Annotated in this window: 15 protein-coding genes; 14 read left to right on the top strand and 1 reads right to left on the bottom strand. The window is 42.6% G+C overall.

Features of this window, described 5'->3' with window-relative positions; translation table 11 throughout:
* Positions 1-317: 317 nt before the first annotated feature.
* Together EKM67_RS04780 and EKM67_RS04775 are read left to right on the top strand one after the other, a co-directional pair.
* A complete protein-coding gene (locus EKM67_RS04780) occupies positions 318-686 on the top strand; it encodes an ArsR/SmtB family transcription factor (RefSeq protein WP_003678450.1) in 369 nt (122 codons plus the stop codon).
* Position 687: 1 nt separating this feature from the next.
* Positions 688-1,302: a CadD family cadmium resistance transporter gene (locus tag EKM67_RS04775; RefSeq protein WP_003678449.1), complete on the top strand. Its 615-nt coding sequence runs from the start codon at positions 688-690 to the stop codon at positions 1,300-1,302.
* Between the two features lie 24 nt (positions 1,303-1,326).
* On the opposite strand, the gene EKM67_RS04770 is transcribed toward EKM67_RS04775, so the two are convergent.
* Entirely contained in the window at positions 1,327-1,881 is a 555-nt protein-coding gene (locus EKM67_RS04770; RefSeq protein ID WP_003678446.1) for a helix-turn-helix transcriptional regulator, read from the bottom strand.
* A gap of 433 nt (positions 1,882-2,314) precedes the next feature.
* Here EKM67_RS04770 and EKM67_RS04765 point away from each other — a divergent pair, with 433 nt between their 5' ends.
* The 12 genes from EKM67_RS04765 (at position 2,315) to EKM67_RS04710 (ending at position 15,644) form a co-directional block, all read left to right on the top strand.
* Positions 2,315-3,535, top strand: coding sequence for a replication initiation factor domain-containing protein (locus tag EKM67_RS04765; RefSeq protein WP_053069018.1), 1,221 nt, complete (start codon positions 2,315-2,317; stop codon positions 3,533-3,535).
* A gap of 119 nt (positions 3,536-3,654) precedes the next feature.
* A complete protein-coding gene (locus tag EKM67_RS04760; RefSeq protein ID WP_021349957.1) occupies positions 3,655-3,906 on the top strand; it encodes a hypothetical protein in 252 nt (83 codons plus the stop codon).
* A gap of 88 nt (positions 3,907-3,994) precedes the next feature.
* Positions 3,995-5,254 (top strand): tyrosine-type recombinase/integrase, encoded by a 1,260-nt coding sequence (locus EKM67_RS04755; RefSeq protein WP_003678442.1) that lies wholly within the window; start codon positions 3,995-3,997, stop codon positions 5,252-5,254.
* Between the two features lie 136 nt (positions 5,255-5,390).
* Complete coding sequence (ylqF, locus tag EKM67_RS04750) at positions 5,391-6,254, top strand: ribosome biogenesis GTPase YlqF (RefSeq protein WP_125577814.1); 864 nt, start codon at positions 5,391-5,393, stop codon at positions 6,252-6,254.
* Positions 6,251-7,012: a ribonuclease HII gene (locus EKM67_RS04745; protein WP_125577812.1), complete on the top strand. Its 762-nt coding sequence runs from the start codon at positions 6,251-6,253 to the stop codon at positions 7,010-7,012. Before ylqF ends, EKM67_RS04745 begins: the two co-directional genes overlap by 4 nt.
* A gap of 51 nt (positions 7,013-7,063) precedes the next feature.
* Positions 7,064-7,912, top strand: a complete 849-nt coding sequence (gene dprA, locus EKM67_RS04740; RefSeq protein WP_164506566.1) for a DNA-processing protein DprA — start codon at positions 7,064-7,066, stop codon at positions 7,910-7,912.
* A gap of 312 nt (positions 7,913-8,224) precedes the next feature.
* Positions 8,225-10,300, top strand: coding sequence for a type I DNA topoisomerase (topA, locus tag EKM67_RS04735; RefSeq protein ID WP_125577808.1), 2,076 nt, complete (start codon positions 8,225-8,227; stop codon positions 10,298-10,300).
* 19 nt (positions 10,301-10,319) lie between these two features.
* The gene (gene trmFO / locus EKM67_RS04730) at positions 10,320-11,633 is read left to right on the top strand and encodes a methylenetetrahydrofolate--tRNA-(uracil(54)-C(5))-methyltransferase (FADH(2)-oxidizing) TrmFO (protein WP_125577806.1); all 1,314 of its coding nucleotides are present in this window, start codon (positions 10,320-10,322) and stop codon (positions 11,631-11,633) included.
* A gap of 66 nt (positions 11,634-11,699) precedes the next feature.
* Positions 11,700-12,626, top strand: a complete 927-nt coding sequence (gene xerC, locus EKM67_RS04725; protein WP_125577804.1) for a tyrosine recombinase XerC — start codon at positions 11,700-11,702, stop codon at positions 12,624-12,626.
* 9 nt (positions 12,627-12,635) lie between these two features.
* Positions 12,636-13,166 (top strand): ATP-dependent protease subunit HslV, encoded by a 531-nt coding sequence (gene hslV, locus EKM67_RS04720; RefSeq protein ID WP_125577802.1) that lies wholly within the window; start codon positions 12,636-12,638, stop codon positions 13,164-13,166.
* Between the two features lie 168 nt (positions 13,167-13,334).
* Entirely contained in the window at positions 13,335-14,747 is a 1,413-nt protein-coding gene (hslU, locus tag EKM67_RS04715) for an ATP-dependent protease ATPase subunit HslU (protein WP_125577800.1), read from the top strand.
* Between the two features lie 15 nt (positions 14,748-14,762).
* Positions 14,763-15,644, top strand: a complete 882-nt coding sequence (locus EKM67_RS04710; protein WP_125577798.1) for an aldose 1-epimerase family protein — start codon at positions 14,763-14,765, stop codon at positions 15,642-15,644.
* Positions 15,645-15,737: the final 93 nt, after the last annotated feature.

Raw genomic sequence — 15,737 nt, 5'->3', positions numbered from 1 at the left:
CTTCATTATTAATTAAGCTTTCTACTATCTGTTTTTATATGATTACCAGATTACTCTGAGGACAATGATTGGCGGCTATTTATATTGAAAGAATTAAAATGGCGCAAAATGATAGTAACGAAACTTTGGCATCTTCTGGTAGATTAAATTAAAACTAAGACCTGTATCTTAGTTTTAATTTAACTAGTGAATATGAATAGTGGTTAATGTCAGATAGAGTGGCTATAGGAGCTACTCTATTTTTTGATTCAAATTAAATTGGGGACAACACTATTACATGATATAATGTAATAGATTAATAAACGAGGAGTGATCTAATGATACAAGTAGACTGTTGTCCGGGTAAACCAGATTTGGCTGATCGGGCATTGTTAAATGAGAATCAAGCCGCTGACATTGCTTTACTTTTTAAAGTACTCGCAAATAATACGCGGCTAAGAATTTTACATTGCTTAACGCGTGAACCAGATATGGCCGTTAGTGAGATTGCTACATCACTAAATATGAAGGTCCAAGCCATCTCAAACCAGTTACAACGTCTAGTAGATCAAAAGATAGTTAAAGCGAAGCGTAATGGCAACTTCATTGAATATCAGATCATTGATGAATGTACGGCAATTTTATTAGAACGGGCATGGTGTTTAGCTGAAGATGCCGGAAAAATCAATGCTGGTGGGGGAAAATAAAATGATCAGGACAATTATAACGAGTATTATTCTTTATACATCAACTGCAATCGACTTATTAGTTATTTTAATGTTACTTTTTTCAAAATATCGTTCAACAAAGCATCGCCGACAAATTTATATTGGTCAGTTCTTAGGCTCATATACGCTCATTGGAATTAGTTTGTTTTTTGCATTTATTCTCCATTACGTACCCGCCAAATGGTTACTAGGTTTTTTAGGGTTGATTCCCATTGCCTTTGGAATCAAATATATATTTAGCAAAGAAGATGAAGCCGCAGAAGTTGATCAGAAAATTGAAGCGCGTAAAAATAAGAATTTAATTGCAACGGTGGCTTTAATTACGGTAGCTTCTTGTGGTGCGGATAATATTGGCCTTTTTGTTCCTTACTTCGTATCATTATCACTGGTACAGCTAATCGTAACGCTGTTTGTTTTTACCATTTGTATTTATTTTTTAGTTTTCCTTGGTGATAAGTTCTCACAAGTGAATTTTGTAAAGAACTTTCTTGATCGTTTTGGTGATTGGATCATGGCCATTATTTATATTGGTTTAGGCATCATGATCATTCTTGAAAGTGACACTATTAGGCATATTATGCAGCTATTATTTTAATTAAGCAGTAGTCGATATTTTTTATCATTCATTGATCATCTTCTTTTGAAGGTGATTTTTTTGCGTTTGGTGATAAGCATTGATGGTATTGATTTTATTGTATAAGGCATTGATTTCTTTAATTGGTAATTGCCGATATTTTGATTGGCGGACGATCGGTCGATCATTGTTATCAGTCTCTGGGGTACCATCTTCATTGATTTTTGTGTAGGGTTGAAAATAGCTCATAATTTCATGAACTTGATCACTAAGACCATCAATTTGACGCGGTGAAAAATCATCTATGCGGTGCATTAAGCGAAAGAGGTGCTCAGTTTTGTCAGTATATTCATCAATGCGATCAAGAATAGCAGTAGTGCTACTGATTTCAATTTCAGCCGGTGTGCCAAATAAGTCGACGGCGGAAACATTGAAAAATCTGGCAATTCGGTCCAAGTTTTCAAAACTAGGATAACTTTTACCGCGTTCAATATTTGAAATTGCTTGTTTTTGAACTTCGATGGCAATGGCTAAGTCTTCTTGCGTGATCTGGTGTTTTTGCCGCAATCTTTTTATGTTTTGACCAAAGTTTTCGATCATTATCATCACCTCATGATTATCTTAACTTAGTTACTTAAAGTAGACAACTACAACGACTACTCACGGTCTTTGAGTAGGTGGCATAAGGTGATTGACCAGCTCTAAAGGCCTACGTTATCATGTTTATATGATCTAAGCCAAGTGAAATATTCTTACAAATTTTTGCTGGCATTGATCATAATCGTTCCTTGAAAACAGAATAAAGGAGGAAAAAAGATTAGCCGCCGCCACGCGCGGCGTGCAACGCGAAAGCCGCTAGCGTGAGCGGCGGTCGGCTTTAGCCGGCCGCCTCAACCCCCAAGTTCTAATAGGGGGGTAGAAAGTATAAACGGTTAATTAATCCAGCAGCAAGAAATGCCAATTTCTAGGTATTCAAGCAACAAAGTTGCTGTTAACCGTGACTAAGAATTGCAAATTTTGGAGGTGAGCGTACTTGAATGAAGATTTAACTCTAATTGATTACCAGGTCCAAGCTGATTGGCTTAATATTTTTTGGCAACAGTTGGAGGATAAAAAAATTAAGCAAAGTCAGCTAGCTAAGTCAATGGGCATCAGTCGTTCTTATCTCAATCAACTATTGAACAGTAAGCGACCATTAACTGAGGCCATGCGCCAACGATTAACCGCAGCCTTTCGCGAACTGAGTGGCATCACCGCATTAAACATTTGTTTTGACTATGTCCGGATCAGATTTCCAACCCATGATGTTGACGAATTGATCGTGGCACTTTTCTGCATCAAGCCGATTTATTTTGTTTATGAACCTTATGGCCGTTATGGCTACAGTGGAAAATTTCGGCATGGCGATATGGAAATTTTTGTTTCACCGGAAGACGATAATCGCGGTTCATTGATTGAGTTGAAGGGGAAAGGTTGTCGCGAACTGGAAGGCATTTTAGTGGCCAGTGAACAGAGCTGGTATGACTTTTTACGGCAGGCACTGGCCCTTGATGGCGTAGTTAAACGCATTGATCTAGCCATCAATGATTATTTAGATGTGCTCCCGGTTCATTACTTGATTAAAAAGAGTATGCGTCATGAATACATTACAAAGTTCAGGGAGTGTAAATACTTTGTCCGCGACAAAGACAATTTAAAAGGAGAAAGTCTCTATTTTGGCTCACGTAAAAGTGCAATTTATTTTTGTATTTATCAGAAAGATATTGAGCAATATTTTAAATTAGGTAAAGCGTTGGCGGAGACCAAAATCAAGAATCGATTTGAGATTCGTGTGTTTGACGAACGGGCTGAGCAAACGGTCGCCGATCTATTGGCCTATCGCAACCCGCAGCGAACCGTGTTCGGTATTATCAATAATTACTTGCGTTTTGTGAAGCCGATTGCCAACAAGCCAACGTCAAAATGGCCGTTGGACGATCGGTGGGCACAGTTTATTGGTAAATATGCCGATAAGTTACGTTTGGCCGTTTCGCCGGAACCGGTCACTTTAGACCAAACTATTCAATGGATCAAGAAACAAGTGGCGCCAAGTTTAAAAATGTTAATGGCAATTGATTCGGCTAAAAGCGAGGATACTCTAATGACGATCATTGCTGAGGCCAAGTTAAGTGAAAATCAACAAGTGATGATTCAACAAATGTTGGCTAGTCCCGAAGAAATAATGATTCAGCAACCCAAACATAATGGCGATTGAGATAATAAAAAGATGCAACTACGCCGACCAAAGCAAGTAGTTACACCTTAAAATAGATAAAATAAGCAATCTATCTACGATTATTATCTCACTTCATCTAGAAATTAGGAAGTGAAAAAATGGAAAATACAAGTGTACCATATAGTGGCGACTCCGCCGGTAAAGCGGAATGGGGAACCAAGCAAGCATTGTTGAAACGCTATGAGGGTCTAAATATTTATACATTAAATCGGTGGTTGTCGGAAATGCGTAATGACGCTACTTTTCGTCAGGGCGTTATTAATCCTACACACAAAATTGTATTGATCAACTTTGCGACCTTTCAAGAATTCTTGTTTTGGAAACAGCATCATTACATCCGAAACGTCTGACAACACCGCCGGGACATGGTAAAATGAAATAGCTATTTAATCTCATTTTATCTTTCCTGTTTATTAATTTGAATTGGAGGATAAAATTATGCATTTTCAAAAAAGAGTACTCGCTGACGGAACTTCAACTTATCGCGCTTTCGAGAATTATATTGACCCCTTAACTGGCAAACGGAAACGGGCCTCAGTAAGTTTTAAGTCTAATTCTCAAAGAGGTAAAGCACAAGCGGCGCGAGAACTTGATGAAAAGATCGAAGAGCTAACTTCACAGCGAGCTCAAGCACTTGATGAGCGCGTTCAAAAATGGACGTTCAAAGATTTACGCGAAGATTGGTTTGATTTGTGGAAACAGTCTGTTAAACCAATGACAATTAAGCGCGAGGCGCTTGTTATTAGGCGGTTGAATCAAATTATTGCAGACGATATTTTGGTAAAAAACATCACGCCTATGTTAGTCAATAAATGTTTGCAAGACTATCGCGAAAAATACAGCGCTAGTTTTGCCACCATGCAACACATCAAATCAACTTTCAATAAACTTTTCGACCATGCGGTGCTATATAACATCATTCCAGCTTCACCGACAGCCGTTCTGCATTTAAAAGCGACAACGACTGAAAAAATCGAGCGGAAGGATCGCTTGGAAAGTAAGTTTCTTGATTCGCGTGAGGTCAAAGTCTTGTTCACTGAATTGGCACAACGCCGCAATCCGGCGTACTATGATCTGGCACTATTTATGATTGCAACAGGTTGCCGAATTGGTGAAGCATCAGGGTTAACATCTGATAAGATCGATTTTGCTAAAAAAACAGTTACGATTTCTAGTTCCATGCAATCACATGACTTACGGGTTGATGAGTACTACGAAGATACCGTCAAAACGGTTGCTGGCGAACGGGTGGAGCAGTTACCTGATTTTGCGATTGCTGCATTGAAGCGTGCGATACACCGTAATGCCGTATTTGATAGGCGGATGAAGGAATTACCGAGTGATGCTTTTCATGAATTTCAAGTGATTTTTCGGACCGAGTACGGTTCACCGATCACGTCACATAGTTTTCGTGAAGTACTTGGCAGAATTAAAGCAGACTTGGAAAAGAATTGTGAAAAACGCTATGGCTTCAAATGGACGAAAAATCCAGTGCCACATAGTTTCCGACACATTCATATCTCCGTCTTGCGTGATGATTCCTCTGTAACGTTGAAAGAAGTGCAAGAGCGAGTCGGTCACGTTGAAGAACGGACGACTGATGGCTATACGCACCGCCTTTCACATTCACAAGAAAAGTCGGTTGAAGTAATTGATACGTTCGCTAGGAAGGTTGGTATTAGTCTTCAACCGGTGTAAACAAAGTTCAGCTATTACCGCTAAAATGCTAATAATATGGTACCAGCAACGGGACACATGGCACAAAAGTGGTACCATTAAGAAAATTTATCAGAGCAAGAGCTTGAAAGCCTTGCTACGAAAGGGGATATACACTATGGCAACTATTCAATGGTTTCCGGGTCATATGGCCAAGGCGCGCCGTCATATCCAAGAGCAATTAAAGTTAGTTGATTTAGTGATCGAAATTAGTGATGCGCGCATTCCTGAAAGTTCCCGTAATCCGATGTTGAATGAACTCGTTCAACAGAAGGCACATCTGCTAGTTTTAAATAAGACGGATCTGGCGGATGAACGGTTAACGTCGGCCTGGAAAAATTATTATCAAGATAATGGTTTGCCGGTTTTAACAACCGATTCGCAACACAAACAACCGCTCGGTCCACTGTTAAAAATTGCCAACGAAATGTTGGCGGATAAATTAAAACTCCAGCATGAGCGTGGCATCCAATCTTCGGTGATCCGAGCAATGTGTATCGGTATTCCGAATTCGGGCAAGTCAACATTTCTGAACCGCTTAGTCGGTAAAAATGTGGCTGTTACAGGAAATCGCCCTGGTGTGACTAAAAATCAAAATTGGTTGAAGACCAAACAGAACTTAGAAATTCTCGACACACCGGGTGTTTTATGGCCCAAGTTTGAAGATGAATTGATCGGCCAAAAGTTGGCTTTGACTGGCGCAATTAAAGAAGGGTTGTATCACGAAGATGATATCGCCTTGTTTGCCATCCATTTTTTGAGAGCCAATTATCCAAACGTCATACCGAAAGTTTACGGTATGACTGCCGAGCAGTTGAAACTAAGCGATCCAGATTTATTATTGGCAATGACGAAAAAATATGGCTATCGCGATGATTTTGATCGCATGTCGACTAAAATCATTCTAGATTATCGGCGTGGTGCGTTGGGACGCTTGACCTTGGAACAACCGCCGGTGGAATCACAGGTGATCAGACCGTGAGTGAGTCGGAGTCGATTGCCCAAATTAAAGCCGAACTTTTAATGACGCCTGATTTGGAGCGTTTAACCGTGCTGGCGGCCGACCCACGCAAAGGGGTACAACTAGCCTTGAAACAGTTTCAAAGACGGCAGGCACAGGTACAGGCTCGTCAACAGGCGCTAGCAGAACGCTTACGCCTCGAAAAACAATTATGGCCACAGTATCCGTTGATCGCCGGCATCGATGAAGTTGGTCGGGGACCGCTGGCTGGTCCAGTGATTACGGCAGCAGTCATCTTGCCCCACGATTTTCAGTTACTCGACGTGAATGATTCGAAACAATTATCGGCGAGCAAACGGGAAGAGCTATATTTAGAGATCCTCGGCGTGGCGGTCGATTTAAGCATCGGCATTTGTGACGCACCGACAATTGACCGCGAAAATATTTATCACGCTACCGAACTGGCGATGGCTCAAGCAGTTAATGACTTACATTTTCACCCTAACTTTCTGTTAGTGGATGCGATGCATGTGCCCGTTGATCTCCCACAACAAAAGTTGATCAAAGGCGATCAAAAATCAGCGAGCATTGCCGCAGCCAGTATCGTTGCCAAGCAAGTTCGTGATCATTTAATGGGTATGTACGATCACGTTTATCCGGGTTACGATTTTGCCCACAATGCCGGTTATGGTACGCAGAAACATTTGGCTGGCCTGGCTGAATTGGGGCCGACGCCAATTCATCGTCACAGTTTTAGTCCGGTTCATCAATATTTATAAATTTAAAAGGGAAATCATCTATTCTGGTGTAATTAAGAGTAGGTGATTTTTTTGAATAAAAATGAAATTTTGTTGGCCGCTAAAACGAATCAATATTGGCGGTATCATGATCAACTATTATTGGCGAAAGCACTGGCAACTGCGCCATTTACAGCAGAAACAACTTGGGTAGAAGTGAACACTTATTTGCGTGCGCATCTCGAATTTTTCCCAGGCTATTTATCTCATGGAAACAACCGGAAGATTTCGGAGCAATACTTGACGATTTTAGATGCGGATTATCCGTTGGAATTGGCGGAAATCTACGAACCACCGATCATCCTTTTTTATCGAGGGCAGCGGGAGTTGTTGAAGTCGCGAAAAGTTGGCATTGTGGGTGCGCGGAAATGTACACCATATAGTCAGACGTGCTTACGGAAAATCATTCCCGAATTAGTGAATCATCAACTCGTGACTGTCAGTGGGCTGGCAGTGGGTGTTGACATGTTAGTCCATCAAGAAACGCTGTCGGCTAAAGGCAAAACGATCGCGGTGATCGGCAATGGGGTGGATCTTGTTTATCCGCCCCAAAATACCCCCTTGCAACAGATTATTAGTCAGCAAGGTTTATTGCTGTCGGAATATTTGCCTGGTGATCCACCACGACGTTTCCATTTTCCTCAGCGCAATCGGATCATCGCTGGTTTATCGGAAGCCGTGGTGGTGACGGAGGCTCGCAGAAGGAGCGGCTCATTAATCACGGCTAATTTGGCGTTGCAGGAGAATCGTAATGTCTTTGCAATTCCTGGTCGTATTCTGGATGAAGAATCAGAAGGAACGAATCAATTAATTCAGGCTGGCGCAACGCCAGTATTGACTGCTCAAGATATTTTGACCGATTTTCAGGCCTATCAAGTCTGAGTACATGATCATTAAATTAATAAATATTTACCTGGACCGAAAAATAAAATACCGCCTCAGTTAGTAGTGCCTCCAAATTCCAGTAAGTCCGACAATGATGTGACCGCTCTCAAGTTTTCAAGGGATTTCTCAGCTGAATATATCTGCCTAATCAAAGCTCTTTTTAATGACTTGGTCAGGCTATTTTTTGATTGCCTGATTTCTAATGGTTGACAATTTGATAAAATCTAGCTTATGATTATTTCCGATTTGAATCGTCGGTATTTTCGGAGATTCATAATAGTGTGATTGGATCAAGAAAGGAGTTTTTGCATGGCCACCAAAAATCTTGTTATTGTGGAATCCCCAGCAAAAGCCAAAACCATTGAGAAATATTTGGGTAAAAATTATAAGGTCGTTGCTAGTTTAGGCCATATTCGTGATTTGCCCAAAAGTCAGATGAGCATTGACATTGAGCATGATTATCAACCTCGTTATATTAATATTCGCGGTAAAGGCGATACCATTAAAAGTCTGAAGACGGCAGCGAAAAAAGCCGATAATATTTATCTGGCAGCCGATCCCGATCGTGAAGGTGAGGCTATTGCTTGGCACGTCTCGCATATTCTCGATCTCGATCCGGGTGCGGATAATCGCGTTGTCTTTAACGAAATTACCAAAGATGCCGTTAAGAATGCCTTTAAGACACCTCGCAGCATCGACATGAATTTAGTGGACGCCCAACAAGCACGGCGGATCTTGGACCGTCTAGTTGGCTATTCGATCAGTCCAATTTTGTGGGCAAAGGTCAAAAAAGGGCTGTCAGCAGGGCGGGTTCAATCGGTTGCACTGAAATTAGTGATCGATCGTGAGCGCGCCATTGAAGCCTTTGTGCCTGAAGAATACTGGAGTCTGGCATCAGAATTCCAAAAAGGTCGCGACAAAAAATTTGCAGCCAATTTCTACGGTTTCGACGGTAAGAAGCAACCGTTAGCCGACAATGATGCCGTTCAAGCCGTTCTCAAAAAAGTCGATAAGAAAAAACCTTTTGCGATTACCAGCGTCACTAAGAAAGAGCGTAAACGCTTCCCGGCTGCGCCATTCACAACGAGTTCATTACAACAGGAAGCTAACCGTCGTCTGAATTTCAAGACTCGCAAAACGATGATGTTGGCACAACAATTGTATGAAGGAATTAGTCTGGGCAAGCAAGGAACTGTTGGTCTGATCACTTATATGCGGACAGACTCCACACGAATTTCTAGCATTGCCAAACATGAGGCCGCAACTTATTTACATGAAAATATCGGCGAAGAATATTCCGCGACTAAACTCCACAAGACGAAGAATCCAGAAGGGGCGCAGGACGCCCACGAAGCGATTCGTCCAAGCTCGGTGACACGGACACCTGAATCTTTGAAGGACGTTTTAACGCGAGATCAGATGCGTCTCTATCAATTAATTTGGTCCCGTTTTCTGGCTAGTCAAATGACACCAGCGATTTACGATACTGTTACCGTTAATTTGGAACAAAATGGTGTGATTTTCCGTGCCAACGGATCGCAGATGAAATTTGCTGGTTTCACCAAAGTTTATCAAGGCAGCAGCGATGATTCCAAGGATAATCTATTACCTGACTTAGCTGTGGGTGATCAAGTTAAACTGGTTAAAACCGATCCCCAGCAACATTTTACTCAGCCACCCGCACGCTATACCGAAGCAAGTTTAGTCAAGGCACTGGAAGAAAATGGCGTTGGTCGTCCGTCAACCTATTCACCAACGATCGATACGATTCAGAAGCGTTATTACGTGAAGTTAAACGGTAAAAGTTTTGAACCGACTGAATTAGGTGAAATCGTTGATAAGCTGATCGAAGAATTTTTCCCAGATATTGTTAATATCGATTTTACTGCCAAACTGGAAGACGACCTAGATGGCGTTGAAGCCGGTCAAGAAAATTGGGTCAAAGTTGTGGACCGCTATTATCGGCCATTTGCCCAAGAATTAGATAAAGCCGAAACCGGCATCGAAAAAGTTCAGATCAAAGATGAACCCGCTGGTTTTGATTGTGATATTTGTGGGGCACCAATGGTGATCAAAATGGGCCGTTTCGGTAAATTCTATGCTTGTAGTCGTTTCCCTGATTGCCGAAATACCAAGGCAATCGTTAAAGAAATCGGCGTAATTTGTCCCAAGTGTGGCAAGGGTCAAGTTATCGAACGTAAGTCGAAACGCAATCGGATCTTTTATGGCTGTTCTCGTTTCCCTGACTGTGATTTCGTCAATTGGGACAAGCCAGTTGGTCGTGATTGCCCAGTCGATGGCCATTATTTAGTTGAGAAAAAAGTTAAAGGCGGTCGCCAAGTGATTTGTCCTAACGGCGATTATGAAGAACAAGTTCAAAAATAATCCGAATGAGGTTATCTAAATGACGAATGAACCTGTTGTAAATGTTGTCGGTGCTGGCTTGGCTGGCTCTGAAGCCGCTTGGCAAATTGCCAAACGTGGTGTCAAAGTCCGCTTATTTGAAATGCGGCCGGTGAAAAGCACGCCCGCACATCACACGGCTCAGTTTGCCGAGTTAGTGTGTACGAATTCATTGCGCGCCAATCAAGTCACGAATGCTGTCGGTTTGCTCAAAGAAGAAATGCGTCAACTGGACTCGTTGGTGATGAAGGTGGCCGACGAAAATGCGGTTCCTGCCGGCGGTGCTTTGGCGGTCGATCGCGATCAGTTTTCGGAGCAAATTACCGAGACTTTACGACAGTTACCTAACGTTGAAATCGTCAATGAAGAACTTAGCGAGTTTCCTGAAGGTATCACTGTTGTGGCGACGGGTCCTTTGACCTCATCCGCGTTGGCCGAGACGATTCAGAAATTTAATGGCGTTGACGGTTTGCATTTCTTCGATGCTGCTGCGCCGATCATCACGAAAGAATCGATCGACTTTGACCAGGTGTATTTAAAGTCTCGCTACGATAAAGGTGAGGCTGCCTATTTGAATTGTCCAATGAACAGGGAGCAATTTGAAACCTTTCAGCATGAATTGGCGCACGCAGAACAGGCTGAATTGCATGGCTTCGAGGATGATAAAGTCTTTGAAGGCTGCATGCCGATCGAAGTCATGGCTCGGCGTGGGGCGAAGACGATGTTATTCGGGCCTCTGAAACCAGTTGGCTTGGAGAATCCGCGGACGGGTGAACGACCTTATGCGGTGGTTCAATTGCGTCAGGATAATGCTGCCGGGAGTCTTTATAACCTTGTTGGCTTTCAGACACATTTGAAGTGGGGTGAACAACGGCGTGTTTTCCGTTTGATCCCTGGTTTGGAAAACGCCGAATTCGTTCGCTATGGTGTCATGCACCAGAACACTTTCATGAGTTCACCAGAATTGTTGGCGCCGACTTACCAGTCACTGAAAAATCCGCAACTGTTTTTCGCCGGTCAAATGACAGGTGTTGAAGGGTATGTGGAGAGTGCCGCAAGTGGCTTGTTAGCTGGCATTAATGCCGCTCGTTTAGCAACAGATCGAGAACCGCTGACCTTGCCACCAGCAACTGCAATGGGTTCAATGGCACACTATATCACCCATGCGAGTGCGAAACATTTCCAACCGATGAATGCTAACTTTGGTATTTTCCCCGGATTACCAACACAGATCCGTGATAAAAAAGCTCGGCAGCAAGCACTGGCAGATCGTGCGCTGGCATTAATCGCCGAAACGGCACAAACCGTTAATTAAAAAGAGTTTTTACTCGAAACCTGCAGACAATATGTTAAAGTATATATATTGGATGGAGGCTTTTTTATGGCAGAAACAAAGTGGCTGGAAGAATTTTCGCGTTATTTGATCGTTGAACGACACTATTCCGAGCTCACAAAAATAGCCTACTTAGACGACATCAATGAATTTACAGACTTTCTTGAACAAAACGGCGGCTTAAAGTCGTACCGAGACGTTCAACGTTACGAAGTCGAAACCTATTTAGCCGATTTAACCCAGAAAAAATTAGCCAGAAGTTCGATCAGCCGCAAAATATCCGCCTTAAGGTCCTTTTATCGCTTCTTGGAAAACCATAAACTAGTTGTACAAAACCCGTTTACGTCTATCCAAATCAAGGGACAGGCGAAAACCTTACCTCGTTTCTTTTACGAAAAAGAAATGGACGCTTTGTTTTTAGCGGTTCAAGGCGATGAACCTTTGACCCAACGTAATCGAGCTTTGTTAGAATTGTTTTATGCAACAGGTATGCGGGTCAGCGAAGTCAGCCAATTGACGATCGGTCAGTTGGATTTAGATATGCAAATTGTTCTCGTTCACGGTAAAGGCAACAAGGATCGGTACGTTCCCTTTGGACATCATGCCAAAAATGCGTTAACACAATACTTAGCAGATGGTCGAGTCAAGTTAATGAATGGTAAAACGCCAGTGCAACACGATTATGTTTTCGTGAACCAACTTGGAAAACAGATCACGTCACGCGGGATCGCTTATGTCTTAGATCAGGTGATTAAAAAATCGAGTCTGACTAGCGACATTCATCCGCATATGTTGCGCCACACTTTTGCCACCCAAATGTTGAACCACGGCGCCGATTTGCGAACTGTGCAGGAATTATTAGGTCACGCTAGTTTGTCGACGACCCAAATTTACACACACGTGACCATGCAACATTTACAAGCTGATTATCAACAGTATTTTCCCAGAGCTAAAGAAAAAAATACAGATAAGTGAGGATTCGAAATGACAACAATCGTTGCAGTAAAGCATCAAGGACAAATCGCCATCGCAGGTGATGGTCAAGTGACTATGGGCGAGAAATATATTATGAAGGCAAGCGCACATAAAGTTCGTCGTATTTTCGACAATCGCGTCATCATCGGTTTTGCCGGCGGCGTTGCGGATGCATTCACTTTGACTGACTGGTTTGAAAAGAAATTAAGTACTTATAGTGGCGATTTGCGTCGCTCTGCCGTTGAATTAGCACAGGATTGGCGTAAAGACCCCACATTGCAGAAGCTAGAAGCCATGTTGATTGCTTTTGACAAGCAGCATTTATTGCTGATTTCGGGCAACGGTGAAGTGATCGAACCAGATGAGAACGTGATTGCGATTGGTTCTGGTGGGAATTTTGCCCAAGCGGCTGCTATTGCGATGACGCGGCATTCACCAGACATGACTGCACAAGAGATCGCTCATGAAGCCATCGAAATTGCGTCATCTATCGATATTTTCACGAATCAAGAAATCATTACGGATCAATTCACGGATTAATCAGCGAGAAAGTATCTGTGGATGAACGAAGTATAAACGTGTTCGCCACCACTGAAATTTCCGCTTAACTGGCTTTAGATGAAATCCAAAAGCAGGATTTTATCTAAAGCCGAGTTAATGCTTGATTTCAACCCGTGGCGGCTCACAACTTACAAAAAGGAGTTTCCTATGGCTTTAGAAAAAACACCTAAAGAGATCGTTGCTGCTCTTGATGAGTATGTAATTGGCCAACATGCGGCCAAGCGGGCGGTGGCGATTGCGCTTTATAATCGTTATCGACGTCACCAGCTCAATGAGCAGATGCAAAAAGATATTACCCCGAAAAACCTTTTGATGATCGGACCGACTGGTGTTGGTAAGACCGAGATTGCGCGTCGGTTAGCCGCAATTGTCAACGCGCCATTTGTTAAGGTTGAAGCAACTAAATTTACTGAAGTTGGCTATGTTGGCCGCGACGTGGAAGCAATGGTTCGTGATTTGGCTGACACTGCGGTGACCATCGAGCAAAATGAAGCTTACGATCAGGTTCGCGGTCAAGCAACTAAAGAAGCCGATAAAAAGTTGATCCGTTTATTAGCACCTAGCGAACGTAAAGAGAAGCAACAAAAACAGCCCAATAACATGATGCAAATGATGAATCAGCTGATGCAACAGCCAGTTCCTAATCAAGATCAGGATGATAATGATTCGCAAGAAGTTTCCAAGGAAATTTTAGAACAACGAATGGATCTTGCCGAGAAACTCGATCGGGGCTTGCTCGAAAACCGCGAAGTGACGATCAAGGTTGAAGAACCGAAAAAGACGAACCAAATGAATGAAATGATGGGCAGCATGGGTGTTGATATGGGTGATATGCTCGGTCAACTGGCACCGAAACGCAAGATTTCACGGACGTTGCCAGTTAAGGAAGCACGCGAAATCTTAGTCCGTCAGTATTCTGAGAAACTTGTCAATCAAGATGATTTGTATCAACGCGCGATTCGCCGCGCCCAAGATGATGGGATTATTTTTATTGACGAAATCGACAAGTTAACTTCTCGCAAACAAAATAATTCTGGCGACGTTTCCCGTGAAGGTGTTCAGCGCGATATCTTACCAATTGTTGAAGGTTCGCAAGTGAACACGAAATATGGTCCTTTAGATACGAGCCACGTCTTGTTCGTCGGATCCGGCGCATTTGCACAAAGTAAACCGAGTGATCTGATTCCTGAATTACAAGGTCGTTTTCCAATTCGAGTCGAGCTAAATGACTTGACCAAAGCCGATTTCATTCAAATCTTGACTGAACCTCGATCCGCATTGATCAAGCAATACATTGCGTTGGTTGGTGCCGACGGTGTGAAATTGACCTTTACCAAAGAGGCTATCGAAAAAATCGCTGAAACTGCCGACGAGGTCAATAAACGGAGTGATAATATTGGTGCGCGTCGTCTTTCAACCATCCTCGAAAAAGTGCTTGAAGAAGTGCTGTTCGACGGGCCAGATATGCAAATGGGTGAAGTCTTGCTCACGGAACAATATGTTTCTGATCGGATCGATGATATTGTTGCCGATCAAGATCTAAGCAAATATATTCTTTAATGGCGGGTGAACGTAATGCAGATTGAATTAAGTAATGAATTTTATCGGATCAAAATTGAGACCTTGGGCGCCGAATTACAGAGCGTCGTTGGTCAACATAATGACTATGAGTATTTGTGGCAAGCAGATCCAGCGGTTTGGGGGCGTCATGCGCCAGTGCTTTTCCCAATTGTTGGTAAGTTGAAGAATGACGAGTACACCTATCAGGGGAAAACTTATCATTTAACACAACATGGATTTGCGCGTGATCAAGAGTTTGCGGTAGAACGTCAAACGGATCACAGTATTACTTTCTTGCTGAAAGATTCAGAAGCCTCACACGCGGTTTATCCGTTCAGTTTTGAATTCCGAGTTAAGTACGCTTTGATCAATCAATTGCTCAAAGTGACGTATTATGTAACCAATCCAAGTTCGACCGAGCCACTTTACTTCAGTGTCGGTGGTCATCCTGCCTTTAGAGTGCCGTTGACTGATGATCTGAAGTTTGACGATTATTTCATGCGCTTCAAGCCTAGTAAGAGCCGCATTCAAATTCCGCTCAATCCACAAGGCGGAATCGATTTCGAACATCGTACCTTGGCTCCGACGGATGTTGATTGGCAAGTCGACCACGAGATTTTCAAAAATGATGCCTTGATTTTCCAATTGAATGACGAAAATGAAATTCAAATTTTGTCTGACAAAACCGAACATAGCGTCACGCTGAAAACTAAGGATGCCCCATTCCTCGGTATTTGGTCTGCTTATCCGAAAAAAGGCGATTATATTTGTTTAGAGCCTTGGTGGGGAATCGCTGATTCGATCGATACTTCAGGCGAATTGACCGAGAAAAAGGGGATCAATAAACTTGATCCAGCCGGTGAATTTAAAGCTAAGTATTCAATTAATTTCAAGTAGAGATAATTTTTCGCAAAAAAAGAAATGATGGCTCGGCTCCTGTCAAGAGGACAATCAAATAATTAAAGTGTTTATGCACATTCTTGAACGGCA

Source organism: Lapidilactobacillus mulanensis (assembly GCF_003946215.1).
Taxonomy (GTDB): Bacteria; Bacillota; Bacilli; order Lactobacillales; family Lactobacillaceae; genus Lapidilactobacillus; species Lapidilactobacillus mulanensis.
Note: the sequence above shows the minus strand (reverse complement) of the source record. Positions and strands in the feature narration are given on the sequence as shown.